This is a genomic window from Streptomyces sp. HUAS TT11 (assembly GCF_051553595.1).
Lineage (GTDB): Bacteria > Actinomycetota > Actinomycetes > Streptomycetales > Streptomycetaceae > Streptomyces.
This window is the reverse complement of record NZ_CP196187.1, coordinates 129,490-155,630: the sequence shown is the minus strand read 5'-3', so window position 1 is coordinate 155,630 and position 26,141 is coordinate 129,490. Positions and strand designations below refer to the sequence as shown.

General features: G+C 67.4%; 24 protein-coding genes, 1 tRNA gene and 2 pseudogenes. 16 read left to right on the top strand and 11 right to left on the bottom strand.

What is annotated here, in order from left to right; translation table 11 throughout:
* Positions 1-168: 168 nt before the first annotated feature.
* Positions 169-534, bottom strand: a pseudogene (locus ACSHXN_RS47510) (NAD-dependent epimerase/dehydratase family protein); the annotation flags it as partial.
* A 113-nt stretch (positions 535-647) separates the two neighbouring features.
* Between ACSHXN_RS47510 and ACSHXN_RS47505 the strand changes: the two are divergent.
* From ACSHXN_RS47505 to ACSHXN_RS47480, 6 genes are all read left to right on the top strand, one after another.
* Positions 648-1,118, top strand: a complete 471-nt coding sequence (locus tag ACSHXN_RS47505; RefSeq protein WP_438307100.1) for a zinc finger domain-containing protein — start codon at positions 648-650, stop codon at positions 1,116-1,118.
* A 517-nt stretch (positions 1,119-1,635) separates the two neighbouring features.
* Positions 1,636-1,712 (top strand) — tRNA-Asp (locus tag ACSHXN_RS47500).
* Positions 1,713-2,233: 521 nt separating this feature from the next.
* Complete coding sequence (locus tag ACSHXN_RS47495; RefSeq protein ID WP_359461628.1) at positions 2,234-2,686, top strand: hypothetical protein; 453 nt, start codon at positions 2,234-2,236, stop codon at positions 2,684-2,686.
* Between the two features lie 307 nt (positions 2,687-2,993).
* The gene (locus ACSHXN_RS47490) at positions 2,994-3,587 is read left to right on the top strand and encodes an Imm1 family immunity protein (RefSeq protein ID WP_438307099.1); all 594 of its coding nucleotides are present in this window, start codon (positions 2,994-2,996) and stop codon (positions 3,585-3,587) included.
* Between the two features lie 49 nt (positions 3,588-3,636).
* A complete protein-coding gene (locus ACSHXN_RS47485; RefSeq protein WP_438307097.1) occupies positions 3,637-3,810 on the top strand; it encodes a hypothetical protein in 174 nt (57 codons plus the stop codon).
* Between the two features lie 24 nt (positions 3,811-3,834).
* Entirely contained in the window at positions 3,835-4,170 is a 336-nt protein-coding gene (locus tag ACSHXN_RS47480) for a hypothetical protein (RefSeq protein ID WP_438307096.1), read from the top strand.
* Here the strand turns inward: ACSHXN_RS47480 and ACSHXN_RS47475 are convergent.
* The gene (locus ACSHXN_RS47475) at positions 4,079-4,810 is read right to left on the bottom strand and encodes a hypothetical protein (RefSeq protein WP_438307095.1); all 732 of its coding nucleotides are present in this window, start codon (positions 4,808-4,810) and stop codon (positions 4,079-4,081) included. The genes ACSHXN_RS47480 and ACSHXN_RS47475 overlap by 92 nt on opposite strands.
* Positions 4,811-5,618: 808 nt before the next feature.
* On the opposite strand from ACSHXN_RS47475, the gene ACSHXN_RS47470 reads away from it, so the two are divergent.
* Positions 5,619-6,134 carry a hypothetical protein gene (locus ACSHXN_RS47470; RefSeq protein WP_356297006.1) on the top strand — a complete coding sequence of 172 codons (516 nt, stop codon included), beginning with the start codon at positions 5,619-5,621 and terminating at the stop codon, positions 6,132-6,134.
* Between the two features lie 92 nt (positions 6,135-6,226).
* Here ACSHXN_RS47470 and ACSHXN_RS47465 read toward each other — a convergent pair whose 3' ends face one another.
* Positions 6,227-6,493, bottom strand: coding sequence for a hypothetical protein (locus ACSHXN_RS47465; protein ID WP_438307094.1), 267 nt, complete (start codon positions 6,491-6,493; stop codon positions 6,227-6,229).
* A 671-nt stretch (positions 6,494-7,164) separates the two neighbouring features.
* Here ACSHXN_RS47465 and ACSHXN_RS47460 point away from each other — a divergent pair.
* From ACSHXN_RS47460 to ACSHXN_RS47450, 3 genes are read left to right on the top strand one after another with little or no spacing between them, the layout of a single operon-like run.
* Positions 7,165-9,021, top strand: a complete 1,857-nt coding sequence (locus ACSHXN_RS47460) for an amidase (RefSeq protein ID WP_438307093.1) — start codon at positions 7,165-7,167, stop codon at positions 9,019-9,021.
* Complete coding sequence (locus ACSHXN_RS47455) at positions 9,018-9,194, top strand: hypothetical protein (protein ID WP_356296997.1); 177 nt, start codon at positions 9,018-9,020, stop codon at positions 9,192-9,194. Before ACSHXN_RS47460 ends, ACSHXN_RS47455 begins: the two co-directional genes overlap by 4 nt.
* Positions 9,191-11,884: a hypothetical protein gene (locus ACSHXN_RS47450; RefSeq protein ID WP_438307092.1), complete on the top strand. Its 2,694-nt coding sequence runs from the start codon at positions 9,191-9,193 to the stop codon at positions 11,882-11,884. The genes ACSHXN_RS47455 and ACSHXN_RS47450 overlap by 4 nt, the downstream gene beginning before the upstream one ends.
* A gap of 72 nt (positions 11,885-11,956) precedes the next feature.
* Here the strand turns inward: ACSHXN_RS47450 and ACSHXN_RS47445 are convergent.
* Positions 11,957-12,110 (bottom strand): annotated as a pseudogene (locus tag ACSHXN_RS47445) (carbohydrate ABC transporter permease); the annotation flags it as partial.
* A 976-nt stretch (positions 12,111-13,086) separates the two neighbouring features.
* Here ACSHXN_RS47445 and ACSHXN_RS47440 point away from each other — a divergent pair.
* From ACSHXN_RS47440 to ACSHXN_RS47420, 5 genes are all read left to right on the top strand, one after another.
* The gene (locus ACSHXN_RS47440) at positions 13,087-13,524 is read left to right on the top strand and encodes a Fur family transcriptional regulator (RefSeq protein WP_356296993.1); all 438 of its coding nucleotides are present in this window, start codon (positions 13,087-13,089) and stop codon (positions 13,522-13,524) included.
* 77 nt (positions 13,525-13,601) lie between these two features.
* Entirely contained in the window at positions 13,602-15,272 is a 1,671-nt protein-coding gene (locus ACSHXN_RS47435; protein WP_438307091.1) for a SpoIIE family protein phosphatase, read from the top strand.
* Positions 15,273-15,522: 250 nt separating this feature from the next.
* Positions 15,523-16,596: a PP2C family protein-serine/threonine phosphatase gene (locus ACSHXN_RS47430; protein WP_355140523.1), complete on the top strand. Its 1,074-nt coding sequence runs from the start codon at positions 15,523-15,525 to the stop codon at positions 16,594-16,596.
* Between the two features lie 287 nt (positions 16,597-16,883).
* Positions 16,884-17,438, top strand: a complete 555-nt coding sequence (locus ACSHXN_RS47425; protein WP_438307090.1) for a hypothetical protein — start codon at positions 16,884-16,886, stop codon at positions 17,436-17,438.
* Between the two features lie 103 nt (positions 17,439-17,541).
* Positions 17,542-17,943, top strand: a complete 402-nt coding sequence (locus ACSHXN_RS47420; protein ID WP_059131993.1) for a DUF6896 domain-containing protein — start codon at positions 17,542-17,544, stop codon at positions 17,941-17,943.
* A gap of 5 nt (positions 17,944-17,948) precedes the next feature.
* On the opposite strand, the gene ACSHXN_RS47415 is transcribed toward ACSHXN_RS47420, so the two are convergent.
* The 6 genes from ACSHXN_RS47415 to ACSHXN_RS47390 form a co-directional block, all read right to left on the bottom strand.
* Positions 17,949-18,757 (bottom strand): IS5 family transposase gene (locus ACSHXN_RS47415; protein WP_438307089.1). Its coding sequence is split into 2 segments (ribosomal slippage): positions 17,949-18,418 and positions 18,418-18,757, totalling 810 coding nucleotides; the frame shifts between segments, so codons are not numbered across the junction.
* A 553-nt stretch (positions 18,758-19,310) separates the two neighbouring features.
* Entirely contained in the window at positions 19,311-20,150 is an 840-nt protein-coding gene (locus ACSHXN_RS47410; protein WP_438307088.1) for a helix-turn-helix transcriptional regulator, read from the bottom strand.
* Between the two features lie 7 nt (positions 20,151-20,157).
* Positions 20,158-21,153, bottom strand: a complete 996-nt coding sequence (locus ACSHXN_RS47405) for an aldo/keto reductase (RefSeq protein ID WP_438307087.1) — start codon at positions 21,151-21,153, stop codon at positions 20,158-20,160.
* Positions 21,154-21,455: 302 nt separating this feature from the next.
* Entirely contained in the window at positions 21,456-21,797 is a 342-nt protein-coding gene (locus tag ACSHXN_RS47400; RefSeq protein WP_438307086.1) for a hypothetical protein, read from the bottom strand.
* Positions 21,700-22,104: a hypothetical protein gene (locus ACSHXN_RS47395; protein ID WP_356297009.1), complete on the bottom strand. Its 405-nt coding sequence runs from the start codon at positions 22,102-22,104 to the stop codon at positions 21,700-21,702. The genes ACSHXN_RS47400 and ACSHXN_RS47395 overlap by 98 nt, the downstream gene beginning before the upstream one ends.
* 83 nt (positions 22,105-22,187) lie before the next feature.
* A complete protein-coding gene (locus tag ACSHXN_RS47390) occupies positions 22,188-23,081 on the bottom strand; it encodes an NmrA family NAD(P)-binding protein (RefSeq protein WP_438307085.1) in 894 nt (297 codons plus the stop codon).
* Between the two features lie 364 nt (positions 23,082-23,445).
* Here ACSHXN_RS47390 and ACSHXN_RS47385 point away from each other — a divergent pair, with 364 nt between their 5' ends.
* Positions 23,446-23,874 (top strand): MarR family winged helix-turn-helix transcriptional regulator, encoded by a 429-nt coding sequence (locus tag ACSHXN_RS47385; protein WP_438307084.1) that lies wholly within the window; start codon positions 23,446-23,448, stop codon positions 23,872-23,874.
* Between the two features lie 618 nt (positions 23,875-24,492).
* Here the strand turns inward: ACSHXN_RS47385 and ACSHXN_RS47380 are convergent.
* The gene (locus ACSHXN_RS47380) at positions 24,493-26,130 is read right to left on the bottom strand and encodes a DUF2637 domain-containing protein (protein WP_438307083.1); all 1,638 of its coding nucleotides are present in this window, start codon (positions 26,128-26,130) and stop codon (positions 24,493-24,495) included.
* Positions 26,131-26,141 lie beyond the last annotated feature (11 nt).

Below are 26,141 nucleotides of genomic sequence, written 5' to 3'. Positions count from 1 at the left end.
CGCTGAACTGCGGCTTCAGTCGGGCGAAGCACAGTGGATGTCACCGATACGGCGCGCGACCTGTCACCAGCAGCAGGCGGAGCAGAGCCGATGTCACCGCCTCTGCGTCCCGCAGCCAGATGTTGGGTGGGCGGGTCGCAGGGGTGGACTGACCTGGCGCAGTGACCGTCACAGGGCTCCGGCGTCCCGTGCCGTCCAGACGCTCGGGTAGATCGGCCGGAAGCCGAGTTCCCGGCGGATCCGCTGGTTGGACGTGATCCCGAACCACGGGTCGGGGTCCGTGAGCTCGTGGATCCCGGCGGGCACTTCGACGCCGTTGAGCTGGTACAGCTCGACCGTCGTGACGGGAGCGTCATCGGCGATGTTGTAGATCCGGCCGGCGATACCCGGCGCGTACAGCAGACGCATCAGGCCCTGGGCGACGTCCGTGTGGTGGGCCATCTGCAGGCGCTGGTGCGGCGCCCAACGGGCAGCCCAATGCAAGGAGTTGGCGAGGTGCGGGTCGCCCTCGCCGTAGACGAAGGGGAGCCGCCCGAACCATTGCCCGCCCGGATGGCACGGTGGAGGTGCAGGCGCCACAAAGGGCTGTGCGCGACGAGCCCAAGCAGCGACGCAAGAAACCGGCGGGACCGATGAAGCCGTTACCCATGCCCACCATGAAGCAGCTCCTGACGGTCGACTGCCCCGCTTGCGGCCGCGGCACCGGACAGCTGTGCACGATCCGCCAGGGCCACCGGGCGCGAGTTGAGCTCTATCGGGCGGTGACCGGGCAACGCAGCAGTCCCGAGCAGGTCAGGGCGGCCGTGCAGAAAGGCGTAGAGGTTCGGGAAGAGAAGCGAGCCGCGCGCAAGATGCCCCCTGAACAGCGTGCCAAGCGGGCTGCGCAGTCTGCGGCCGCCAAGACCGCCAACCGAAGCAAGGACAGCAAGGGGAATCCGTACAAGTCGCTTAACACGCGCGCCGTCACACCTCATCGGGTCTTGGCGCTGCGGTGTCCGGCGTGCCGTGCTCCGGCGGGTGAGCCATGTTCCGCGTGGTTGCGCAACGGTCGGTCCGCGTTCCATATCGAGCGCCAACAGGCCGCCCGAAGAGAGCTCCAAGCGGCGATGCAGTCGTAATCCTGGCTGTGGCTGAGCGCCCGAGTTGGTAGGCCGCGCCAACTCGACTGCGGAGCTCGATATACCGGTCGGACAGCCCATCTCGTGAAGGCGCGAGGCTAATTCGCGTGGCGCTCGCTTCTGAGCCGCCCAGCCTGATCGAACGCGTCATGAGCGCCTGGAATGTCCCCCTGTTCTTACGCGCCACGCTGGGGTTGTGCAGGGCGTTGGCTTCGCCCAGGCGGTCGCCGAGCTGCCGGTACGGGTCCAGCGCCTGCTCGCGCCTGCGTGGCGCCGGGGTAGTCGTCGGCCAGGCGCCGTACCTGCCGAGGTTGTTCAGGGCGTTGGCCTGGCCGTGGCGGTTGCGGAGTTGCCGGTACAGGTTCAGGGCTTGCTCGTGCGCCTGCGTGGCGCCGGGTACGTCGGCGCCTGGTACCGACCTGTCTGGCGCCGAGCTGGGTGGACGTGATTGCAGTCCACATCAGCCGCTGCACTATAAAAGGTGTCGCAAGGGCCACTTGCGGCAGAGTAACGTCTTGGCCCTGTAGAGGAGTCTGGCCGTCCTCGCCACCCTGTCAAGGTTGAGATTCGCGGGTTCAAATCCCGTCAGGGTCGCTTGTCCCTTCTATGGCTTGAACGGCCGCACGGTGACGTGGGGCAGACCGGTAGCCGTGCGGTGGGATTCGTCAGGTCCAGCGCTACCGTGCCCTGATTTGCCGTGGGTTGGTGGGGACGCCGCGGCGCACAAGTTAATAGCAGGCGTTGAATGGGCGCGGCCCTCGGCGCGACTGTTGGCAATGTGTTTCGCTCGCGACCGTTGCGCTGACCTCCTCCAGACGTGCCCTGCTGGAGGACGGTCCACTCTTGCGTCGAAACGCGCCCGCTCCGGCTCAGATGGTCCCATCGGATGCAGACACGAGATGGATTGCCGCCCGCCATGACGGGGCACAGCCGTCAAACGAGTCGAGCTAAGATGCGGGACTGGCAGAACAGTGGGAGGGGATTGCATGAGAATGCGTATACGTGCTGCCGCAGCCGCAGCTGCAGCAATAGTGGGGCTGCTTCCGATAGGTGCCGGCGCTGCGTCTGCGCAGCCGTACGCTGCGCGCACGTCGGCGGCCCATCAGATCGGGACGATGAAGGAGTGGGGTTCCGGCATCCACAAGTCTTACCGCCGGGGTAACACCCTCTATCTCACGATGTACTACACGCAGAAGTCGCCGGATACGCTGGTTCCGCTCGGCTTCGGGTTGTCCCTGTGGAACTTCTCCGCCCCGGGCGAGGGACAGTTGCGTGGGATCTCGGCCAGGTGGTGGAACCCGGTGCGCCATCGCTGGGAAAAGCCCAGCTACGCTGAGTCGAACGGGTTGTTCGGCTTTGAGCTCCCCGCCAGCTCCACGGTGAAGCTCGCTTCGGGCAAGGTCGGCCACGTCTACGTGCGGGTCAAGTTCGGCAAGACCGCGCACACGGGTCAGTGGCACTTCGAGCCGATGGTGACTGCCTACTCGTTGCTCACCCGCAAGGGCGCCTACGACAGTAATTTCCTGGCAGACAGCAGGCACCAGTACACCTCTACGCTGCGGCCGTAGTTTTGATCTTGCATGACGAGAGGTGACATCCGCCTGGCGCGCTCCTCGCTGGATCCGCCTGGCAATAAAGCCTCGATAGTCGCGATTAATGCGTCATTCCGGGTCCCCTTTCCCAAGAAAGGGGACCCGGTTTCGTCGGTCATCTGATAAGCAAATTTTTCTGGAGGTGGCATCGGCATCACGAGGGTCGCCCCAGCGCTCAGACACGCAGGCTAGGTGATATTGTGTTATGCGCCACTGGAGCGTTTCTAACGCTCTTCTGTCATGTATCCCTTGCCGTGAGGCGTGCGGCCCCAAGGAGCCAGAATTGAATCTGAATATATTCATCAGCGGTCAAACGTACTATTCTGCAGAATGGCCAATTACTCGACGAATCATCGATGAGGTTTTTGGGAAGCTGCAGGGGGTCGACGATTCGGCCACGAACCTGACGGGCGAGCGTGCGGCTGTCGAGTTCACGCTATCCAGAAGTCGACTGAACGGAATCGAGGCATTGCGGAATTTTGATAGCTATCTACATGTCGCCATCAATCATCGGACCGGATATGGAGCCCTGAAGTGGTTGTTTTCTTCAGACTCTACCGTTTCGATCGACGCCGCCATCGCCAAGCATGTGTGGATTTCCGATAATCCTACACCGCCTGAAATGGATCCACATGTAATTTCGGACCCAGACCTACCGCGCTACCATCACCCGCGTAGTACATTGCCCATTTCTGCAGTTCGAGCTGCAACGGAGGAGTTCTGTCGAGCTGGCACTGGAATGCGACCATCGTGTATCCACTGGACTCCCGGTGATCTCAGTGGTAGACGTCTTGACGTTCCCGATTCAAAGATTTCTGCTGCCTACTGCGACGACCCGTGGTGTGATATTGTAGAGCCCGGCCACCCGCGCCACTGACGAATTTATCAGCAGTGAGGCTTTTCCATCCTGTCTACTGACCCGCCTCGTGCTGCTCGGTCGGGGCAGGGCGCCATCATCAACGACGGCCCCACCGACCAAGGCACAGACCCAGAACACCGGGTACGCGGTGCCGCCGTTCGACCTGGCGGTCATGGACGAGGCGCACCGGATCGCCGGCCGGGCCGACAAGAAGTGGGCGATTGTTAACGACGCCCAGTGAATCCACGCCGACCGCCGTCTCTACATGACCGCCACGCCCCGGATCTTCGCCGCCCCGGAGCTGGCGGAGTCCGCCGACCTCACCCGCCCGCGCCGCCGGTGCCCGGCAGACGAGGAGGTGGACGCGTTCGCCAACTCCGTGGACAACGAGGCCGTGTACGGGAAGAAGGTCGTCGAGTACCCGCTGGCGACCGCGGTCGCCGACGGCCGGGCGGCGGACTACCGGATCGTGGTGCCCACCCTCACCGACACCGACCTGCGCCGCCGCCTCAACCTTCCCGCCCCGGCACCACGACCACCGGCGGCACCGCGGCCCGGGAGGAGAAGGACGACAGTGCGCTGCGCACCACCGCGGTGTTGAGGTAGTGCTGGGTGTCGTTCAGCCATACAACCGCGCGTGGCCCGATGCCGCCGATGCCCGTCAACGCTGCTTCGGCGCGGCCGGGCACGATGGGATGCCATAGCCTCCATCCCTCGGGAAGGGTATGGACAGCCTCCCAGCAGGCGCGGGTCTTTCCCGTGGAGGAGCCGCCGATCAGCACGGCCAGGGTGCTGATCCCTTTGACGGCCCGCGCAACTTTCTGGCGCAGTTCCTCATCGTGATCTCGTTCGACGTACTCCGGTAGCGGTGGCAGTTCCTCGGAGAAGGCCCCCGCACTGCTGTCGATGGCTCGGTGTACTTCCAGGGCGAAGGGGTCAGTGAAGGTATCAAGGGGCTGACCCAGTGGAGCAGCCATCCGCGCCTTGACCCACAGACTCCTGATCAGAAGAGCGAACTCCTCCTCATTCCACGCGGCGCGGCGAGCCAGAACGATCGCTACGGCAGCAGCGTCAGCCTGCTGACCCGGCACATCCGAGCTACTGAGACATCGCCGGATGGTGTCCCGGCTGGGAGCCCCCTCAAGCTCACCATCTTCCGCGATGTCGGCAGCGATGTCGTCGAGCGTCGGAGCGCCAGCAGCCAAATAGGACTCATACAAAGCGCACTTGAGCTCACGCAAGGGACCGGGACCCACCTGCGGCGCTTGTATCGGACGCGACCGCTTCGATCCACTGCCCCCGTTCCCCATCAGTACATCATGACTCCTTTTGCGCACAGATGCCCCCGCCAGTCGACAACCACGGTTGGCCGGCACCATGCACCACCGCTACCTGCACTGCTCGACCAGCCAGGCAACGAGGGCCCGGAAACTGCCAGAAGCGGCTCCGGAGAGCGCGGCGCTGATCAACCGGACGCGGTCTCGATGGGTAAGGCGTACAGGAAGCATGACGACCTCTCAAAGGTGGAGTCCTGGGCCAGACGGCTTGAACCCCAGAGAACAGGTCACTTCGAGATCAACTCTGAGTTGCGCCGGAAAAGAGACTGCACGATGCAAAACCCCAGGTCCGTGCAGCAGAAGCAGCGCCTCTTTTGTCTCTTGCGCGCCCAGTTGCGTCGTACTGCCTGACCTCAAAGCGCCGAGACCTCCCGGGTCCCCGCAGTGTGTTGTACCCGTCGCATGCCGCGGAACGACAGGAGTGCGTTGCGTTGGTCAAGCCTGGTCAAGGCGGCGTCCCGATGGATATGCGACGCCTGGAAGTGGCAACTGAAGGGGGCTGCTGGGCCTTTCGCCAAACGAGGCGCGGGATGAGGCCTAACTCCGAGGTGAAACACGGAGCTTCGGAAAGGCTTGGTCAGGCGTGGGTAAGGATTGCGCAGGTCGCTTCTTGTTCACCCCGCGGATCTACCCGCATAGATGCGGGTGGTGGTGTCATGCCGTCAGCCGCCCGGCACCCCACTGTCCGGGCCGACCCTGCGGGAGAACCCATATGCGTCGCTTCACCGCCACCACCTGCGCCCTGGCCCTCGGGGCCGCCGGTCTGATCGCCGTTTCGGCCGGTACCGCCCAGGCGTCGACCTGTTCCCATGCCCGCCTGCCGCTGCCCGACTCCTCGTGCACGCCCGGTGCCTACAACTCGGACGTCACCCAGTCCAACATCCACAGCACCATCTGCGTCTCCGGGTGGACCGCCACCGTCCGCCCCCCGACGTCCTACACCAACCCCCTCAAGGCCCAGGGCATCATCGACTACGGCTACTCCGACACCAACATGGCCGACTACGAGGAAGACCACCTCGTCCCCCTCGAACTCGGCGGCGCGCCCCGGGCCACCGGGAACCTGTGGCCCGAGCCCTACTCCGGCTCCCAGACCGCGCACTCCAAGGACGGGGTGGAGACGAAGCTGAAGAACGCCGTCTGCGCCGGCACCATCACCCTGTCCGCCGCTCGCAGTGCCATCAAGAACAACTGGACCACCGCCCTGCAGGTCACCGGAATCGGCTGACCCCGCCAACCGTCGGGACATCCAGGCCACACAGCCGGATGTCCCGACGGTAGTGCGCATTGCTCGCCCGGCCCGTCCGCTGTCACAGGGGCTCACATGGAGCAGATCTGCCGGTGCTCCCATCCCTGCTCGGCGCGGCCTTTGGCGCAGAGCAGCAGGCCGTCGCTCATCAGGTGGAAGCGGCCGTCTTTACCGAGAAAGGCAACTCGGGGCGAGGAGGATTTGGGCATGCCGGACAGGTGGCACGGCTGGCCCGCCCGCTCCCGAATCATCTGCTCAACTCCGTGTTCGCCGAGGTGGGCGAACTCCCACATCAACTTCGCCAGGCGGTATGGGGGAAGGTCATCCAAGGACGGCATGAGGGCATCGTGCCGGACAGCACTGACAATCTGTTCGATGACCTGTCGCTGCGGCTTGCACAGGGCTGCGCCAGGCCGTTCCCGTTCAGCTTTACGGGCGAACCACGGTTGCGTTGCCGCGGTCTTCGACTTCGTACTCCACCACCCGTGCCAGCCGGGCCCGTTCGGGGTCGGGTTCCCGTCCAGCGCGGGCGGCCTGAAGCAGGCGCGCGCGGGCGGCGGTCTTGACCGACGGGGGCGCCCTCCGCGTATTCGTCACACCGGCCGCTGCAAAGCCCTCCGGCACGCGATGGCTGTCGAACCGTCAGGTTTAATTTAAGTTTCATCAACCTCTCCTCGGGTGGTCAATCAGCTGATCAGCGGCACCCCGGCGGTCGTTTGCGCCCGATTCCCGCACGTTTCCGGCGGCGCCGATTTTCACGCCCGCGACACCCGTGCGAAATAAAGTGCCCAACTGTATTCACGGTGCATGAAACGCCAGGTCAGACGGCTTCCGCGCACCATATTCGCGACCTAAAGTCTCCTCGCGGGACGCGAGTACTTCGCGCTGGTCCTTTCTTTCTCCACCGCAGAGGACAGGAAAGCTGTACATGACGGCAGATCGTTCCATGCCTACCCGTAACCCGCGCACTACCGATTCCTCCCTCGCTGAATCCGCTCCCGCAGGCGGTATGAGCCGGCGCGCCGTGCTCGGCGGCGCCGCCGCCGTGACGGGTGCCGTCGCGGTCTCCGCGGCCGTCGCCACCCCGGCCTCGGCGACCTCCGGCGGCGCCGCCTCATCGACCGCCCGGCTTTTCGCCGCACTCCCGGCGGCCTCCGGCATCAAGAAGCGCTCCCGGCTCGTCGACTACGAAGTGGTCGAGCTCGCCTCGCTGTTGCGGGCCGGCAAGGTCACCGCCACCCAGGTGACCAAGGCGTACCTGGACCGTATCGACCGTTTCAACGGTCCCTTCGAGACCTACGGCGACAACGGCCTCTACAACGCCTTCGTCCGGATCGACCGGGCGGGCGCGCTCGCCGCGGCGGCCGCCGCCGACACGCGGTTCGCCCGCGCCCGGCACACCCACGAGGAACTGCCGCCGCTGCTGGGCATTCCGTTCGGCATCAAGGACTCCGTCGCCGTCAAGGGCCTCGACGCCAAGGACGGCAGCCACGCCTTCGACGGCAACACCGCGCTGCGGGACGCCACCGTGGTGCACCGGCTGCGTGAGGCGGGCGCGGTGATCCTCGGCCATACCGTCGCCTCGGCCTTTTCCGGCTCCATCACCGGCACGTTCGCCGGCAACGCCTGGAACAAGGACTACGTGCCCGGCGGTTCGAGCCAGGGCTCGGGCGTCGCGCCGGTAGCCCGGCTCGCGGCGGCGTGCATCGGCGAGGAGACCGGCGGCTCCATCATGATGCCGTCGGCGGCCAACGGCGCGAGCGGCATCAAGCCGTCGCTGGGCACCACGTCGGTCGCCGGCCTGATGCCACTCTCTCCCGGCTACGACGTGCTCGGCCCTATCTGCCGCTCGGTGCGCGACGCTTCGCTGGTGCTGTCGATCGTCCTCGGCCCCGACCCGGCGAACGACCCGCTGACGCTGTCAGCGCCCGAACCGTTCCCGGCGATGCCGCTGAGCGCCCGCAAGGGCCGCCGCCCGCTGGCCGGTGTCACCATCGGTATCCCGCAGACCGACTGGATGCGCACCAGCCGCGGCATCCAGGCCAGCACCTCCCCGCAGGGCACCTACGACGCCGACCACCTGGCCGCCTTCAACCGGCTCAAGCAGCAGCTGACGTCGCTGGGCGCCACGGTCAAGGAGTTCCCGGGCCTGGACGTCACCGACCCGGCCAACGACCCGTACTTCTCCAGCAGCGACGTGCTGGCGACCGTCGACGGCTCCAACATCTCCCCGTCGTCGGCGGTGCTCAGCCCCAACCGCTACGAGATCCGCTACTGGGACGCGGTCAAGGACTTCGCTGCCACCCGCCCCGCCGACCAGGCCGCCGCGCTGCTGGCGCAGTACGGCCGCAAGGCGCCCGGCGAGACGTCGGCGTCCTTCGAGTCGGCCACCCGCCTGGGCGGGATGATCCCGGCGTCGGTGCGCGTCGAGGGCGAGAAGCGGCGCCGGCAGCTCCAGGCCAACTACCAGGCGGCGCTGGACAAGGCGGGCGTGGACTTCATGCTTGTCTTCTCGCTCGGCGCGCAGATCGGCCTGCGGACCGGCGGCGGCTTCCCGGTCTACCGGGCCTACTACCAGCTGCCCAACGCCCTCGCCTGGCCGATGGTCTCCTTCCCGGTCGGCTACGACAGCACCGTCGGGCTGCCGATCGCTGCGCAGTTCTGGGGCCCGCGGTTCAGCGAGCCGGAGATCGTGCAGGCCGCGATCGACTACCAGGAGCACTTCCCGCAGTACCACAACGCCGCGCCGCCGGACCCGGTCGCCGACACGCCCAAGGTAGCGCCGCGCGTGCTGCGTTCGGTCGAGCCGGCGACGCCGCCGGAGCTGTCCAACGACCCGCTGGTGGCCGAGGAGGCGCTGCGATGAGCTTCCTGACCGTGGGCTGGGAGCCGGTGATCAACGCCGGGCTCCCGCCGCAGCACCCGGGGGACGACGCGTCGCCGGTGGCGAGGGTGGGCTGGCTGCCGAAGCTCGGTACTGCCTTCTACCCCTATCCCGACGACGATCCCGAAGCCGGGGAAGAGATGGTACGGCCGTGAGCGCGCGAACACGCGTACGCACAGGTACGCGCATACCCAGACCCGTGGTCGCGCTGGCCGCGGCCGGCGCCCTGGTGACGGCGGTGCTCGGCGCCGCGGGACCGGCGTCCGCCGCGTCGCCGGGCACGGAGACGGCCTCCGCCCAGGTGGCGTCCGGCGAGGGCTGGACGGTGACGCGCGGCGCCGCCGGCTACACCGTCTCGCTGCGGCTCGGCAGCCCGCTGCCGATACGCGACGACATGCCCGAACTCGTCGCGGACGGGCTCGACCTGGGCCCCGCCGCGGAGTCCGCCGACGGCCGCACGCTGACCGCGACCACCACCGATCCGGCCGTCGCCAAGGCGTCGTCGATCGCGTGGCAGTGGTCCACCGGCGGTTCGAGCACCGCCACCGGCCCCACCTCGCTGCCCTCCGCCGCCGACCAGCTCGCGGCCCAGCGCCGCACCCTGGCCAAGGGCGGCAAGGACGGCCACCCGTCGCCGTACCACCCCGGCGGCAACGGCAACACGCCCGCCGACCCGACGACGGTGGGCCACGGCTCCTACACCGTCGCCGACTACGACTTCGGCGCGCAGTCCATCGCGCTGGCCGACATCGGCGGGATCCGCGGGGAGTTGGAGGGGCGCATCTACGTCCCCACCGACCACCGCCCGCATCCGCTGGTGATCTTCCTGCACGGCCGGCACAGCTCCTGCTACAACACCACCACGCTCAAGGGCGCCAGCGGCTGGCCCTGCCCGGCCGGCACCGCGCCCATCCTCAGCTACGCCGGTTACGACGGCGCCGGCGAGGCGCTCGCCGCGGCGGGCTACACGGTGGTGTCGATCTCGGCGAACGCGATCAACGCGAACGACAACCAGCGCTCCCCCGACGACGGAGCCGGCACCCGCGGCCAGCTCGTGCTGGACACGCTGACGATGCTCAAGGCGGTCAACGCCGGCCACTCCGTCAGCTACCACGACGACGTCACGGGCCAGGACGTCGACTTCGACCAGGCGCTGGCGGCGGGACGCTCGACGTACCCCGAAGGCACGATGACCGCACGGCAGTTCGCCGGCTCGTTGGACTTCAACAGCATCGGGCTGATGGGCCACTCGCGCGGCGGCGAGGGCGTGGTCACCGCGGCCACGCTCAACGAGGGCCTGCCGCACCCGTGGGCCATCAAGTCGGTCTTCGCGCTCGCGCCGATCGACTTCACCCGCGTCACGCTGCCGGACGTCATCACCACCACGCTGCTGCCGTACTGCGATGGCGACGTGTCCGACCAGCAGGGCCAGCACTTCTACGCCGACTCGCGCGACGGTACGTTCGCCGACGACGTGCAGCGGTCCGACATCTGGGTGATGGGCACCGACCACGACTTCTACAACACCTCGTGGACACCGCCGTATCCGGGCGCATCCGACGACTGGTCGCAGGCCGACGACCCGGTGTGCGGCACCAGCGCCACGGCGCTGGCCTCGGGCCAGAACATCCGGCTGACGGCCGCGCAGCAGTACCAGGTCGGATCCGCCTACATCGCCGGCTTCTTCGAGTCCTCTCTGGGCCACCAGGCCGCCTTCCAGGGCATGTTCGACGGTTCGGGCACCGAACCGCCGTCCGTGGCGGGCTACGCGGACGTCCGTACGGTCGCGCAGCAGCCGGCCTCCACCCGCAGCGACATCACGACCTTCCAGTCCGCCTCACCGCAGGTCACCGCCACCGGTGACGTCACGGCGACGGTGTGCGCGAACAAGTACGGGCGCACGGTGCCGGAGCCGCTGCCGGACTGCACCCTCCCGGGCAGCACGCTGACCAACCAGCAGGTGCCGTACTGGACCCCGGCGAACTACGCGCCCAACGTGCCGCTCAACCCGATGACGCACGTGACGTGGACCAGGACCGGCGGCGGGGTCGCCGTCTCCGTGCCGGCCCGTCAGCGGGACGTGTCACGCTACGACGAGATGACCTTCGACATGTCACCGGACGAGAGCGTCGCCTCGGCCACCGACATGACGCTCACCGTCACCGACACGTCGGGCCGGCACTGGAGCCAGCCGGTCTCCGCCCTCAACCCGTGGGCGGTCACCCGGATGCCGGCCAGCACGTCCAACAGGCTGGGCAAGATCGTGCTCCAGCAGGTGCACGTCCCGACCTCCACGCTGCGCCGCGCGGGCCTCGACCTGCACCGGCTGGCGTCTGTCCGCTTCACACCCGTCGGGGCGGCCGGCGGCACGTACCTGTCGGACCTGTCCTTCGACACCCCGTCGATGGGCACCCCGCACTCCCACCCCCGCCCCACGGTGAACGTCGACTCGATGTCGGCGGAGGAGGGTTCGGGTCCGTCCACGGCAAAGGTCGCGGTCTACCTGTCCCGGCCGAGCACGGTCCCGGTCACGACCTACCTGACCGTGCTGGGCGCCACGACCGGCGCGCTGGGCCCGGTGATGTCCCAGGTCACCTTCCATCCGGGCAGCACCTGTGTGGCGGTGCCGTTCCCGATCACCGGCGACACCCTCCCCGGCGCCGCCCCGAGCACCGCCTTCAAGACGGCGGTCTCCGTCTCGACCAACGCGGTCCTCGGCGCGAACGACTTCGCGACGATCACCATCCGCGAGGACGACGGCACGACCGGCACGACTCCGCCGACCCCTCCGGTGGGCCCGCAGGGTGACGTCTGCGCCCCCCACCGCATCCCGACCCATCACTGAGCCACTGACCCACTGACCTTCTGCCCCTACGACACCGACGCCGCCCCACCCACCCGGCGGGGCGGCGTCGCGTCATTCCTTGGTCGCGCCGGCCAGCATGCCGGAGACCAGGGTGCGCTGGGAGAAGAGGGAGAGGACGAGCGCGGAGAACGACGACGGTGATCGCCAACGAGAGTTCGGGGATGGTGATGTTCAGGCCCGCGCTGGCGACCGGGTTGAAGGAGGGGTGGAGGAGGCGGACTGGAGAAGGTCACCCCGCCACCTCCGACGAGACCGGCAGTTGGGCCGACGCCCGCTCCACCGGCGTGGCGAGCGTGGTGGGCTCCCATCCCGTCCACCGTCGCCCCAGGCGGAGCCGAGCAGACGCGGCCCATCGCTTCCAGGAAGCTAGGTCAGGGCTCGTGTTGACCACGTCTTCGCACGCATAAAGAGCTGGAAGATCCTTCGTGACTGCCGCCTCAAGGCGACGGCGTCCCGCGTGACGCCGACGCACCTGGTGCTCTTCTTTACCGTCCAGCGGTCGCCCCTGGTGCACGGCGACCATGTTCGTCTTCTGCAGGCCGCGTTCGACCACCCACTCAGGCGGAGGCAGCCGCATCTCGTCGCCGCGGCGGCGCTCCGCCCCCGCCGCTCCTCGATCGCGATCCAGCCGTCGATCTGCGCCAGAGAAGCCGTCGCCTGCTGGACGACGACGCGCCGCGCAAACCGCAGCAGCTCAAGACGGGACGGGGAATCGTGCACGCATTCGAATATATGGCGGTGCGCACCGCCGAGGTATACGGACAAGAACCATCTTCTAGACCAACAACCCAAACCGCCGCTGAGGATCAGCGGTGCCGTGGCCAGGTTCCGGCGAGGGATCGAGGGGCCGAGGTGTCCTGTTCGTTCGGGCCGGAGTGGCACGACGGTGGATTGGTTCCGTTAAAGGTAATATAAGTGGTAAGAGTGGATTGACTCTATTGTCTTGAATGACTCAAGACTCTAGGGTGAATGGAAACAAGCCGAACGGCCCAAGGTGGCCCGGGGGGCAAGACGCCTCCGAGATCACGACCTCGCGACTTTGAGCGGCTTCGAAGCCGGTGCGGAGAGGCCGTCGGGCTCGTAACTCACCCAGAAGAGGAACGATGGCCAAGTTTCGAGCAAGCTCGGGTCTTGTGCATCAGGGCGCCCATCGGGCCGGGACAGCAGGCAAGGATCGAGATGTGCACGACCCCATGGCTCGAGCCGCGGCGCGCTTGCGCGAGACGCAGCTTCGGGTGACCGTGCAGCGCATGGCGGTGCTCACCGCCATCGAGGAATTGGGCGGCCACCCCGATGCCGAGGCCGTACGGGGTCGGGCGCAAGAGGTCACAGGCGGGCTGTCCCTGCAGGCCACCTACAACGTCTTGCGCGTTCTCACGGATGTCGGCCTGGTCCGCTGTACGCAGATCACCGGCCAGCAGGCCCGGTACGAGGCCGAGCGGCACAACAATCATCACCACTTCGTGTGCCGGCTTTGTGCCGACATCATCGATGTGGATTGCGTTATCGGCGAGGCTCCGTGTCTTGTGGCCGACCTGCCCGAGTCCTATCGGGTGGACGAGGCTGCGGTGACCTTCTGGGGCGCGTGCCCGCGCTGCGCCCCCGCCGAGCACGGCTGATCGTCTCGCGACACGGCGCCCATCCAGCCTCGCGACGTTCAGCCTCAGAGATTGCCCCTGCGTATAGGACCATCACCGTGATTGCCCGCACCCCTTCAGAACTGGAGAATTTGGCGAGCGACACTGGCACGGACATGTTCCGCACTGCCGAGAATCTCGCCGAGGCCGCAGTGCCCGAGCTGGGCGACATCGTCACCGTGGAGCTGCTGGAGCTGACCCTGCGTGGCGAGGTGCCCCCACCCGGTGCCCTTTGCGGAAGTACGCCGTTGCGGCGCGCCGCCTTCCGGTCTCTGCGGGGAGCCAGTGGCGCCCGGCCCGCCTATGCGGTCGGGGACATGATCCCGAACCCGCCGACGACCCCCTACCGGCAAACCCTTGCCCATCTGCGCCCACGTCTCATCCGCGAGCTGAACGACGACAGCCTATGGCTCACCCGCGATTCAGCGCGCGCCCGCGTGATGCGGGAGGCGCGGGTGAACTCCCTCATGGTGGTGCCCCTCGTTGTGCAAGGCGCCGTCCTCGGCCTGGTTGCCTTGTATCGACAGGCCGACTCGGCTCCCTACGACGCGGGCGACCTTCAAGCGGCCGCCACCTTCGCGGAACGTGCTGCGTTGTGTATCGACCTCGTCCGACGCCGCATCCAAGAGCGGGCCCGCGCCCGGCTCCTGCAACGAGCCCTGCTTCCTGAGGCGCTTCCATCCCTCAGCGCACTTGAGGCTGCCCGTAGCCACGTCCCGGTGGAAGGCTCCGGCGGCGAGTGGCTCGACATCATCCCTCTGTCCGGCGCGCGGGTGGCTCTGGTGGTAGGCGCAACGGAAGGGGAGGGCGCCGACACCGCGCTGGGCATGAGCCAGCTGAGAGCCATGATCCTCACGCTCGCCCTGCAAGACCTGGCGCCCGACGAAATACTCTCGTGCCTGGACGAGGTGGTGAGCCGCCTGGACCGAGAACACGAGGCTCACCTTCAGCACCCCTTCGGCCTGAAGTACGTCGGTTCCAGCTGCATATGCGTGGTCTACGACCCCGTCACCGCGCACTGCTCCCTGTCCCGGGCGGGCGATGCCGACCTCGTGGTCGTCCACCCGGACGGCACCGTCAACTCCCCCGTCCTGGCCTCCCATCCACCACTGGGCGCCGGTGGCCAGCCCTTCGAGGCCACCGAGATCGACGTACACTCGGGCAGCATCCTGCTCTTGAACAGCGGCGGTGATAACGCCCCGCTTTCCGATGCACAGACGACGGCAGAACGTCTCCACGAGGTGTTGAGCCGATCCGGACCAGATGCACAGGAGATCCTTGAGGCTGTCCGTTGGGACGTGTCTCCCGGACACGAGCCAGCTGTGCTGGTGACCCGCACTCGCGCGTTCGACACCGACAACGTAGCGACCCGGAGCCTGCCGCCTCACGCCGCCGCTGTCGCCGCCGCCCGCAGGTGGACCGGCCGGCAGTTGGCGAGGTGGATGCTCAACGAACTCGCCTACCCCACCGCCTTGATCGTCAGCGAACTCGTGACCAACGCCATTCGCTACTCCACGGGGCCGGTGGAACTCCGCCTGATCAATGACGACCGCACACTCATCTGCGAGGTCTCCGACACCAGCAGCACGGCTCCCCATCTCCGAGAGCCAGAGCGCTGCGATGAGAGCGGCCGCGGCCTGTTCATCGTGGCGCACCTCGCACAGCATCAGGGGACTCGCTACACCGCTTCCGGCAAGACCGTCTGGACTGAACAAGACCTTCCGACATGAGCCGCCATCCCGAAAGCCGCCACCCCCTTCAAGAGCCCGTCGGCCGCCGGCCGCAGCGGGCGTCGAAGTCGGGCCCACCGCGGCACGACATGTACTCGCTCCACGGACACGCGCATGTACATCCCATTCCCGTCCCAGGAGCCCAGGCATGAGTGCGCGGCTCAAGGAGCCCACGGCATCCCGGAGGATCCCCCTTCGGCCCCTGCGGCAGCGCATCGGCCCGAACCGGCACCTCCGGCGGATTCGGCAAGTGGACCAGCCGTTCGAGTGGATCCGCCTTGCCCCACTGCTGTTGATAGCGCTGACCGTGGTGGCGGATACCCTCACGCCCCACCTGCAGTTCAACCGATTGCTGGGGGCGGCGCCGGCATTGGCCGCCGCCACCTGGCCACTGGCCGGCACGCTGATCATCGGACTGCTGGCCATCGTCGCCGCCATCGGGCTCGCGGCCACCTACAACCACGACCTGGGCGGGACATCCAGCCTGTTCACGGTGCTGGCGATCACGGCCATCACCCTGGCCGCCGCCTACGCCAGCCGGGTACGCCAGCACCGGGAGCGCACCCTCGCCGACGTCCGCACCGTAGCGGAGACCGCGCAGCAGGTGCTGCTACGTCCGCTACCGCCCCACCTCGGGCACGTCGACATCGAACTCCTCTACCAGGCCGCTGCCCCGCACGCCCGGATCGGCGGAGACTTCTACGAAGCACGCCAGACCCAGCACGGGGTGCGACTGATCATCGGCGACGTGCGCGGCAAGGGACTTCCAGCCGTCGAGGCCGCCTCCGTGGTGCTCAGCTCGTTCCGGGTGAACGTGCGCGACGCACCCGATCTGGCGGACCTGGCAGCCCGGCTGGAGACCAGCATGAACGAATACTGCGAGGACCTTCCCAGTGAGGACGCGATGGAGTGCTTCGTCACCACCCTGCTGGTCGAGATCCCCGCTGGGCAGTCCATCGCGCGCCTGGTCACCTGTGGGCACCCCCCTCCGCTGCTGCTGCACGACGGAGAAGTGCGCGAGGTGGAACCCAGCGCGCCGTCACCGCCCGTCAACATGGCTGCCCTGCTCGGCGCCCAGTACCAGATCGACGTCGTCCCCTTCACCGTTGGCGATCGGCTGCTGCTCTACACCGACGGCGTCAGTGAGAGTCGCGACCTCACCGGGACCTTCTATCCCCTCAGCCAGCGCATCCGCCGATGGTCCTTGGCGACTCCCCGCCAGCTCCTCGCCCACCTCCACCAAGACTTGAGCGCCTACGTCTCAGGCGCCCTCGACGACGACCTCACGGCCCTGGTCGCCCATCGTGCCGCACCGGACACCTGAGGCTCGCGAGCTGCGAGGACGGTGGCGAACCTGGAGTGCGGGCGCCGAAGGCCATCCAGGACATGGTGGCCGCGCGACCCAGCGTGGGCAGTCCACTCGTGCACGTATCGGAGCAGAAGGCCGGAACCGGGCCCGGCCTGGGCGGTCGTGACCAGATGAGGCCGCGCGTTCACCGTTTCCTTTGGTAGATCAGGGCTTCAGACCCCCGGCGGGGCGTAGTTGTACAGTCGTCGCTGATCAGCGCGCCGCGAGGGGCGGTTGTGTGGGGCTTGGAGGGGTGCGCACAGATGTGGTCCATCGTCGACGACGCCGAGCGAGCTCAGTGGAGCTTTGTACCGTTCGAGGCGGTCGGACCGCTTCGGTTCGGCATGGGCATTGAGGAAGTGGCCAAAGTGATGGATGCACAAGGCTTCGTCAGCTCTTATTCCTACATGGGCCGGCCGCACGGTGCTCTGGCGCAGGATGCCTGCTTTCAATCCAAGGATGCACCGCTGTACCTGGGCGAGGAGGCCGTCACGGCCTACTGCACGAAGTCTGGTGCACTGGCCGCTGTCGCAGTTGACGCCTTGCGTGGTCCGCAAGTCTCTCTCGACGGGATCCGCCTGATCGGCCGGGTGCCGTCTGAACTTTCGGAACGGCTCCATGGATATGCGGAGGACCGTGGCATGGCGGACACGTGCTTCGTCGATGGCGATGCAATATCGGAAGAGCTCGGACTGCTGGTACGGGCCCAGAGAGCCGGCGACATCCTCCTGTCGAGGGTCTTCTTCGTCGCCTACTTCCAGGATTGGGCCAACACAGTGCACGACTGCGTTCCGGCCGATGAGTGGAACATTCGGTGATGTCGAACCAGTAACTGATCGTTTCAGAATGCCATCCTGCGGAGATGCAGGCGGCCTCATGGAACAATCCCATCAGCCACGGGCTCAGGGGGGATGACGCCGTATGGAGCGTGTTGGGGCTGCACGGGACCTTGTACTCGGCTACGTCCACGATCTAAACGCGATCAACGAGGCCATGAGGGTGGCGATTCCCTCGCTGGAGCGACTGGCAGATTTCCTCGGCCTGGCCCGTTCGCGCCGGATCAGCCGGAGTGGCCACGTCGGCACCTACTCCTACTCGGTTCATGGGGCAGGGTGCCGCTTCGAGTGCGACAACGGCGCTGAAGTCGATGTGGACTTCGCAGCCGACGGGAGCGAAGTCTTCGACCTTTGGCGGCTGCGCTGGTACGGGCAGAGCCTGCCGGAGCCTCTTGACGTCACGGATCAGGACCTGCAGGCCGCAGTGCGGTCCCTGCAACCGCTTCTGACCGAGGTGCAGCCGGGGTGGTTCAGCGTGGCCAACTGATCGCTTCAGGATGAGGTTCGCAGGCGGCGCAGGCATATGAGGCTGCAGGCCAGTTCGAGCAGGCCCTGATGGAGATCGGCCCGTCGCTCGTAGCGGGTGCGGAGCCGTTTGAACTGGTGCAGCCAGGCGAAGGCTCGCTCGACGACCCAGCGCACCTTGCCCAGCCCGGAACCGTGGCCGACGCCGCGTCGCGCGATCAACGGCTTGATGCCCCGCTTCCACAGCAGGCGGCGATACTTGTCAAAGTCGTAGCCCCGGTCCGCATACAGGCGCCGGGGCTTGCGGCGGGGACGTCCCCGGAGACCCCGGATCGACGGAACGGCGTCCAGTAGCGGCAGGAGCTGGGTGACGTCGTGCCGATTGCCGCCGGTGAGCGTGACGGCGAGCGGGGTTCCGTGACGGTCGACAATCAGGTGGTGCTTGGATCCGGGGCGGGCACGGTCGACGGGCGAAGGGCCGACATGATCCCCCCTTTGAGAGCCCGGACGTGCGACCCGTCCACGGCGCAGTCGTCCAAGTCCAGCAGACGGGCGCGGCGCAGCTCGGTCAGCAAGGCAGCATGCAGGCGCGGCCACACGCCGGCCTCGGTCCAGTCCCGCAGCCGCCGCCAGGCCGTCACACCGGAACAGCCCACCGTCTCCGCGGGAACATCACGCCACGCGATACCCGTTCGCAGCACGAACAGGACTCCGGCGAGGGCCACTCGGTCAGGAACACGCAACCGCCCGGGATAGCGACGGCGCCGCTCAGGAGCGGACGGCAGCAGCGGGGCCACCCGCTCCCACAGGTCGTCCGGAACAAGATCAGCACGCACCCCAGACACCCTGCCGACCAAGATCGTCGAGCACAAGACCCGCAGCTCAACTCATTCTGAAACGATCAGTAAGTGGGTTGAAGTCCGTGGGTGCGACGGACCCGGTGACCGTCAATTGATGGTGGCCTCAGTGAACAGGCCTGGCGGATCACTGAATACCGGGGTCGGCTGGAAGTCGGCATGTGCGGCCATGGGGTTGCCGAGAGCCACAAGCGCACCCGTCATACCGATGACTCACCTCGCGGTTTCGGTTTGGGCGGAGTCAACCGATAGCCTTCACGCAGAAAGTGAGCCCTTTCAGGCGAACTCAGGGCGCGCAAGACGAAGGTGAAGGCACCTACTGCGTCCATTCAGGGACTCTGGGTAGTTGCCCTTGAATGGTGGAGGGCTGACTTCGGTGGGGTTGATGCCTCGTCACCGGATGTCGGGTGTGGAGGCTGCTTGCCGGAGGACTGGCGATCCCCGGAGTGCGCCTCGGGTGGGGTGGCGACGGTCTTGTGGTCCCTGGAGCGTCAGCCGGTTTCCTCGGCCGTGCCGCATCAGTGATGGGGCGTCAGATGGTGAATTCCTGGGTGCCGAGTACGCCGAGGAAGGCGAAGCTCTCCGCGGTGGTGGACCCGGGTTGCGGGCGAAAGATCACCATCCGGTGGCCCGTGGTGTTGCTGAGGACGACGTCGCACTGCACGTCCAGCGAGCCGGCGTCCGGGTGGTTCAGTTGTTTGCGGGTGGACTGGAGCGCCTCGACGGCCATCTCGTTCCAGTAGTGGGTGAACTCCTCGCTGTCGCGCAGCAGGTCACCCACCAGGCGCGCGGCCGAGGCGTCCTCGCCGCGCCGTCCGATGCTCGCCCGGAGGTCGGCCACGTAGCCGCGGCCGATCGCCTCGTGTTCCTCGGGGACGTTGAGCGCTCGGGAGGCGGGGTCGGTGAACCATCGCCAGGTGACGTTCCCGTCCCTGTCGTTGCCCGCCTCCCAGGAGCCGACCAGGGCCCGGCTGAGCCGGTTCTGCGCCAGCATGGTGTTGAGGTCGTCGGTGACGTGTGCGGGCACTGTGGTCAAGGAGTCCAGCAGGAACATCATCGCCGGATCGACGTAGCCGCTTCCCGCGCCGCGTGCCGGCGGTGCGTACCCGGCAAGTCGGTACAGGTGGTCCCGTTCGTCCACCGACAGGCGCAGTGCCCGGGCGAGGGAGCCCACCATCGACTCGGAGGGGTGCGCGTTGCGCCCCTGCTCCAGGCGCTCGTAGTAATCCGTCGAGACGTCGGCCAGCAGCGCGACCTCAGTCCGCCGAAGACCCCTGGCGCGGCGCCGGCCACCGGCGACGAGCCCGACGTCGGCCGGCAGGAGCGCCTCCCGCCGGGCCCGCAGGAAGCGGCCCAGTTCACCCTGGTTCATCGGATCGTCACTCCTGGACGGCCTGCATGGCCTGCGGGACGTAGCGTGCGCCGGCCACCTCGTCGGCCGGGATGGCCTCGTTGAGCAAAGCCAGCGTAGCGTCGTCCAGGACGATCGATGCGGCAGCGGCGTTCTCCTCAAGGTAGGGGCGCCGCTTGGTGCCGGGGATTGCGGTGGCGCCCTGGGCGAGCACCCAGGCCAGGGCCAGCTGTCCGGGGGTGACACCGGCCTTTTCGGCAATGGCGCGGACGCGGTCGGCCAGGACGAGGTTGTGGTTGAAGTGCTCCTCGCTGAAGCGGGGAGCGGTGCGGCGGAAATCGTCCGCAGGCAGGTCGGCCACCGAGCGCAGGGTGCCGGTCAGCATCCCGCGGCCCAGAGGCGAGTACCCGACGAAGCCGATGCCCAGCTCGCGCACCGTATCGAGCACACCGTTGGTCTCCACGGTCCGGGTGAACAGCGAGTACTCGGTCTGCACCGCGGAGAGCGGGGCCGCGGCGTGGGCCGCGCGGATGGTCTCGGCGGACGCCTCGCTGATGCCCAGGTAGCGCACCTTGCCCTCGGCAACGAGCTCGCCCAGGGCGCCGAAGGTCTCCGCCGCGGGCACGTTGGGGTCGACGCGGTGCTGGTAGTAAAGGTCGATGCGGTCCGTGCCGAGCCTGCGCAGCGACCCCTCCAACGAACGCCGGATGTAGTCGGGCCTGCCGTTGGGTCCGCCGACGATGTTCCCGTCGTCGTCCAGGGTGACCCCGCCGAACTTCGTGGCCAGCACGATCTGGTCCCGGTGCGGCGCCAGGGCACGCCCGACCAGTTCCTCACCGGTGAAGGGACCGTAGAAGTCCGAGGTGTCGAACAGTGTGACGCCGAGTTCGACCGCCCGGTGCAGGGTCTTCGTCGACTCCTCGTCGTCCCGAGTGCCGTACATCGCCGTCATGCCCATGGTGCCCAGACCCTCGACCGAGGTCACCAGGCCCTGGTTGCCGACCGCGTGCTTGTTCATGCTCATGTAGTTCTCCTGCCGTGATCGGCCGACGTCGTTCGGCGGCCTTGAGAAGAGGATCTGCCAGTTCTGCGTGCGTTCCCTCGTCCTGCCAGGACGACCCTGCAGACACCTCACGCACCGTCTGCCGGACCGGCCGTGCCGGGCGACGCAAACCCGCTCACGCTCTGCTGTTCCACCACATCCGCGAACACCTCCTTGCACGTCGCGTGGAAGTGTGGCGGTGCTCGCGCCGGAGGAGAAGCGACAGCCGTCCGAGGGCGTTCCCTGGTACCGGGCTCACCGCCCGGTGAGCGCCGCGGGGCTGGTCAGTGGTGGCTGTTGGGGACGAGAAGGTCGCCCAGGCCGGAGTTGGCGAGGAATTCGGCGCGGATACGGTCTCCGAGGGCCCAGACGACCTCGCTGCCGTCGTGGCTAGGGTCGATGTGGACCCGCCAGGGGCGGGCACCTGGGGGTGCGGCGACGGCCTTGACGATGGCGTCGGCGACTTCCTGGACGGAGGCGTCCTTGGGGAAGAACGAGGCCAGGCGGTCGGGAACGGTTCGGATGGCCTCACCGTAGAGGCCCTCGTAGTCGGCCGCGCGTTCGGTGTCGGCGGGCGTAGCAGCGTGGGCGAAGTGGTTGATGCCCGACGGGTAGGCGCCGGGCACCACGATCGTGGTGTCGATCCCTAAACGGATCAGCTCGGCCCGTCGGTGGGCCCGAGGAAGGTGTGGGCGCCGAAGCCGGCGTTGTTGACCAAGATGTCGAAGCTCTCCGGGTTCCATTCCTCCCGCAGTGTCGAACGCAGGGTGGCGTGAAGTCGGCGAAGGCGGTGATCTCGGTGGTGTCGAGCCGCAGAGCCCTCGCGTGACGGCCGCGGGCGGCCACGGCTTCTACGACCTCCCTCGCCTCCTTCTCGTGGGAGCGGTATGTGAAGACCACATCGACGCCGTCGTCCGCGAGGGCCTCGACGATCGAGCGGCCCAGACCGCGGTTCCCGCCGGTGACGGGAGCGAGCTGGATCTCTCACGGGTTGGGAGTCCTCGGCACCGTGTGGGTTATCGGCCGGCCCCGGAGTTCTTGATCGCGAAGGCCAGGGCGTCGTTGAGCGAGGTGCTTCCGTGGCGGACGTCCGCTCCGGCCGGCGGCTCGACGAGCCCCTTGTTGTGGGCGTCGAAGAATTCCGCGTTCAGCTTGGCGAACGCCGGTGCCGCACCTGCCGCAGTTACGGTGGGTTCCCACTCCTCGCGCGGGAGCTCCAGGGGGGTGATGTCGGTGCCGGTGGCCGCGGCCAGCGCGGCGGCGACCTCCCGCGCGGTGTAGCGGCGCGGCCCCTCCACATGGACGACTCGCGGCGATCCGGCCTGCGGCGAAGCTGAGAGCAGGATGTCGGCGGTGATCGCGCCGACATCCGCGGCGTGGACCATCGGCAACGGCCTGTCCAGCGGCTGGTGCGGGCTCGCGAGCGTCCCCGTCTTCAGCGCCACCGGCACCTGGCGTGCCCAGTTGTGCATGTGCTCGGCCGAACGCACGAACGTCAGCGGGTTCGGCAGCTCGCTCAGGCGCACCTCGATCTGATGGAAGAGGGCCGGGATGCCGGTGCCGGAGGGGGTCTGGGCTCCGTAGTCCGAGATGACCAGGATCGGGAGCGAGGGGAAGGCAGACAGGCCCTGGACCAGCGACTCGGCGAGGGCCGCTGTCACCCCGTCCGGGTCCTTCGCGACCGGGGACAAGGGGAAGATCACCTGCACGCTGTCACATCCCTCGACGGCGGCGGCGATGGCTTGGGGATCGAGCAGATCGGCCCGCACCACGGCGGCCGCTCCCTCGATCCGCGTGTCAGCGGGCGTTCGCCACACCACCGCCCGCACAGTCGCGCCCGACTCGCCGAGGCGACGGACGGTGGCAGACCCGATGTGACCCGTGGCTCCGAAAACCGTGATGGTATTCATGCTTGTACGGTAAGCAGAAGCAGATCATCCGTCAATGAGACAGTCTATGGATGCAGCCCATAGTGGCGGCATGCCGGGCGTGCGCGGCTTTGATGAGATGAGGGCGTCGCGCGCGGCGCCACACGCAGGCCCAGACTCACTGGGGTGTCCGTATCGACCCTGCCTGCACGGCGCCCCGCCGCCCGTTGCGGCAGTCGCCCTTCGCGGCACCCGGGGTCGAGCTCCCTGGCGGGCGTCAACTCCCGCGTCGGCGGCACATCCCGCGCGAGTGCTTCAGCCGTTCCGGCGACGGGGATACCTGGATAGTAAGGACCGTCAGATCATCTACATCAGAGATAATCTCAAGCAGCGGTAGACTCGCTGCATGCCAGATTCAGATCGCGCAGATTTGGGTGCGCTGTTCGCCTGGGTCACTGACCGATTGGTTGAGGCGGAGGCGCCACTGCTGGCCGCAAACGAGCTGACGATGTGGGAATACATCGTCCTCGACCGACTCTCCCGCGGCGCCGCGCCGAACCAGTTGACGCTGGCGCGTGAGATCAAGCACGACAAGACGCGACTGATCACGCTGCTCGACCGGCTCCAGAAGCGTGAGCTGATCGTCCGGAAGCGCGACGCGGCGGACCGCCGGTCCCAGACGGTCTCGATCACCGACCAGGGCCGCGTACTCCACGCGACAACTCAGGCGGCGATCCGTGAGATGGAGGACGAATTCCTCTCCGTCCTCGCCCCGGCCGAGCGGCAGTCGCTGCTTGCAATTCTGCCCAGACTCGTTCCCGAAAAGGGCCTCTGACCCCCTCATCGGCGTCTGCCATCCGGATGCTGGGGATGAAGGAGGACAGTGGCCCCTCGGACGGACGCCGGCATGCACGCCGATTGGCAGGCATTTCTTCGTCTCCTGCTCGTCGACAGCGACGGAGGACTCAACCTCCGCAACAGCGAACTCCATGATCTGTCTGACACGGAGACGGCCCCTCAGACGGTGGCACTTGTGCTCCTGGCCGCGCTGTATGTGACAGCACACGCTCACCAGGCGGCTGCACCTGCCTCCGGGATCTGAAAGGAGCAGTGGCGAGGCTGATGCTGTGGACGGCAACGCTTCAGGCCAGTGCAGCGAGTGGAAGTCGGCAGCGCCACCATGTTCCGGGCCACTGCGGCCCAGCCGGTCCCAGGCCGCGTCGTGGGCGGGACTGGCTGGGCGGTGGCATCAGCTCCGCTGAGCGTGCTTGTTCTTCCAGTCGACGAGTTTGGCGCGGACCATCTGCGCGTGTCCGAGGCTCCCCTTGAAGGCTCCGGCCCGCAGGAGCGGCCAGTCGTCGGTCAGTTCCTTTCCGATGGAGCCGGCCAGGCCGTCGTCATCCCACCCCCAGGTGGACCCGACCTCGCGATGCCGCTCCGAGATTGGTGTGATTCAGAGGTGTTTGCGATGTCGTTGTCGCAGTACTCGTCGTCGCGTCACTGATGGATGAGAGTTGGCGTGGTGTTGGGAGAGGCATTTCCAGCGCCGTTCGAAGTCGGCGATGTGCTCGCTGATGTCGTGGATGGTGAGGGGCCTGTTGTACTGGCCGGTGATCTCGCGGGCTGCGCAGTCGTGGGCGATGGCGTCCAATGCCGGTGTGCTGCTGACTTCACGGTATTTTGCCCAGACGGTGTAGATCCGGAAGGGGAGCGAGTAGCGGCGCAGGGTGGACGGGCTGACGGGTTTTCCGCTTCGACTGTGCAGGCCCCTCTCGGCGAGATAGGCGGACAGCTTCTGGCCGGTGGGTTCGTCGCCGTGCTGCGTCCGGTACTCCTGCCACGCGAGGTAGTAGCGGTCGACGAGGGTGAGGCGCCCTCCTTCAGCCGACGTGTGCGGTGAAAGGTCGTCGATCGTGGCCTTCACCTGTGGGGGACGCTTTTCCTGGTTGGCGTGTGCGCCGGGAGCGGCAGGGATGGGCACCGGGCGTTCCTCGGCGGCGCCGTACTTGTGCAGTGCCTGCACGGCAGGGTCGGTGGTGGCCTGCGCGGTCGACGAAGCTATGCCGGTGTTCGCTACGCGTTCCTCGGAATCCGCAACGAGCGTCTCGTTCTTGTCCGCTACAGGTGGTGCGTTTGCAGCCGCGTTGTGGCCTTGCTCGTACGCGGCGTCAGCTAGACCGAGTTGATGGGGGTGGCTATGAGTATGAGCGCTGTAGCCGCCGGCAAACTCCTCGGCCTCCTCCTCGTGTATTTGCCCCGAGATTGATAGGTCATCAGGCACACGAGTTGAGACGGACGTTGACTGCAGGTCGTCACTACGTGACTGTGCCCCAGCTTGCGAGGATCCGGTGCCAGCCGCCTCAGGTCCCCCCCGTTGTTTTGGCGCGAGGGTGTGGACCGGTGGTGCAGTGTCTGGCACTGACGCGGGCGTGATACCTGCTGCCGCCAGGCTTGCTGGGGTGGTGTCCATCAGTGGGACGCCGTACTTCGCCAGCCGAAGCGGCGTGAGCGACTCCACCGGTGCCTTGCGGCGCCAGGCGCGGCCGAAGCGGGAGCGCAGGCGGGCCTGGTAGACGAGACGTTCCTGTTCCAGCTTGATGACCTGGTCGTAGGAGCGGAGCTCCCACAGTTTCATCCGGCGCCAGAGCAGGAGGGTGGGTATGGGGGAGAGCAGCCAGCGGGTCAGGCGGACGCCCTCCATGTGCTTGTCCGCCGTGATGTCCGCGATCCGGCCGATCGCGTGGCGGGCCGCCTCGACGGCGACCACGAACAGCACGGGGATCACCGCGTGCATGCCCACGCCCAGCGGGTCCGGCCAGGCCGCCGCGCCGTTGAACGCGATCGTCGCCGCCGTCAGCAGCCACGCCGTCTGGCGCAGGAGCGGGAAGGGGATGCGGATCCAGGTCAGCAGCAGGTCCAGGGCCAGCAGGACGCAGATGCCCGCGTCGATACCGATCGGGAAGACGTAGGCGAAGTTCCCGAAGCCCTTCTTGATGGCCAGCTCGCGTACGGCCGCGTAGGAGCCCGCGAAGCCGATCCCGGCGATGATGACGGCCCCTGACACGACCACGGCGATCAGCAGGCGCTGCACGCCGGTGAGCC

Excerpts from the sequence above, each read along its gene's own strand:
- ACSHXN_RS47455 (WP_356296997.1), top strand. The coding sequence starts at position 9,018 with ATGAGCTTCCTGACCGTGGGCTGGGAGCCGGTGATCAACGCCGGGCTC.
- ACSHXN_RS47460 (WP_438307093.1), top strand. The coding sequence starts at position 7,165 with ATGAGCCGGCGCGCCGTGCTCGGCGGCGCCGCCGCCGTGACGGGTGCC.
- ACSHXN_RS47390 (WP_438307085.1), bottom strand. The coding sequence starts at position 23,081 with ATGAATACCATCACGGTTTTCGGAGCCACGGGTCACATCGGGTCTGCC.
- ACSHXN_RS47505 (WP_438307100.1), top strand. The coding sequence starts at position 648 with ATGCCCACCATGAAGCAGCTCCTGACGGTCGACTGCCCCGCTTGCGGC.
- ACSHXN_RS47470 (WP_356297006.1), top strand. The coding sequence starts at position 5,619 with ATGCGTCGCTTCACCGCCACCACCTGCGCCCTGGCCCTCGGGGCCGCC.
- ACSHXN_RS47425 (WP_438307090.1), top strand. The coding sequence starts at position 16,884 with ATGTGGTCCATCGTCGACGACGCCGAGCGAGCTCAGTGGAGCTTTGTA.
- ACSHXN_RS47385 (WP_438307084.1), top strand. The coding sequence starts at position 23,446 with ATGCCAGATTCAGATCGCGCAGATTTGGGTGCGCTGTTCGCCTGGGTC.
- ACSHXN_RS47410 (WP_438307088.1), bottom strand. The coding sequence starts at position 20,150 with ATGAACCAGGGTGAACTGGGCCGCTTCCTGCGGGCCCGGCGGGAGGCG.
- ACSHXN_RS47465 (WP_438307094.1), bottom strand. The coding sequence starts at position 6,493 with ATGCCGTCCTTGGATGACCTTCCCCCATACCGCCTGGCGAAGTTGATG.
- ACSHXN_RS47405 (WP_438307087.1), bottom strand. The coding sequence starts at position 21,153 with ATGAGCATGAACAAGCACGCGGTCGGCAACCAGGGCCTGGTGACCTCG.
- ACSHXN_RS47480 (WP_438307096.1), top strand. The coding sequence starts at position 3,835 with ATGACCGCCACGCCCCGGATCTTCGCCGCCCCGGAGCTGGCGGAGTCC.
- ACSHXN_RS47495 (WP_359461628.1), top strand. The coding sequence starts at position 2,234 with ATGAAGGAGTGGGGTTCCGGCATCCACAAGTCTTACCGCCGGGGTAAC.
- ACSHXN_RS47420 (WP_059131993.1), top strand. The coding sequence starts at position 17,542 with ATGGAGCGTGTTGGGGCTGCACGGGACCTTGTACTCGGCTACGTCCAC.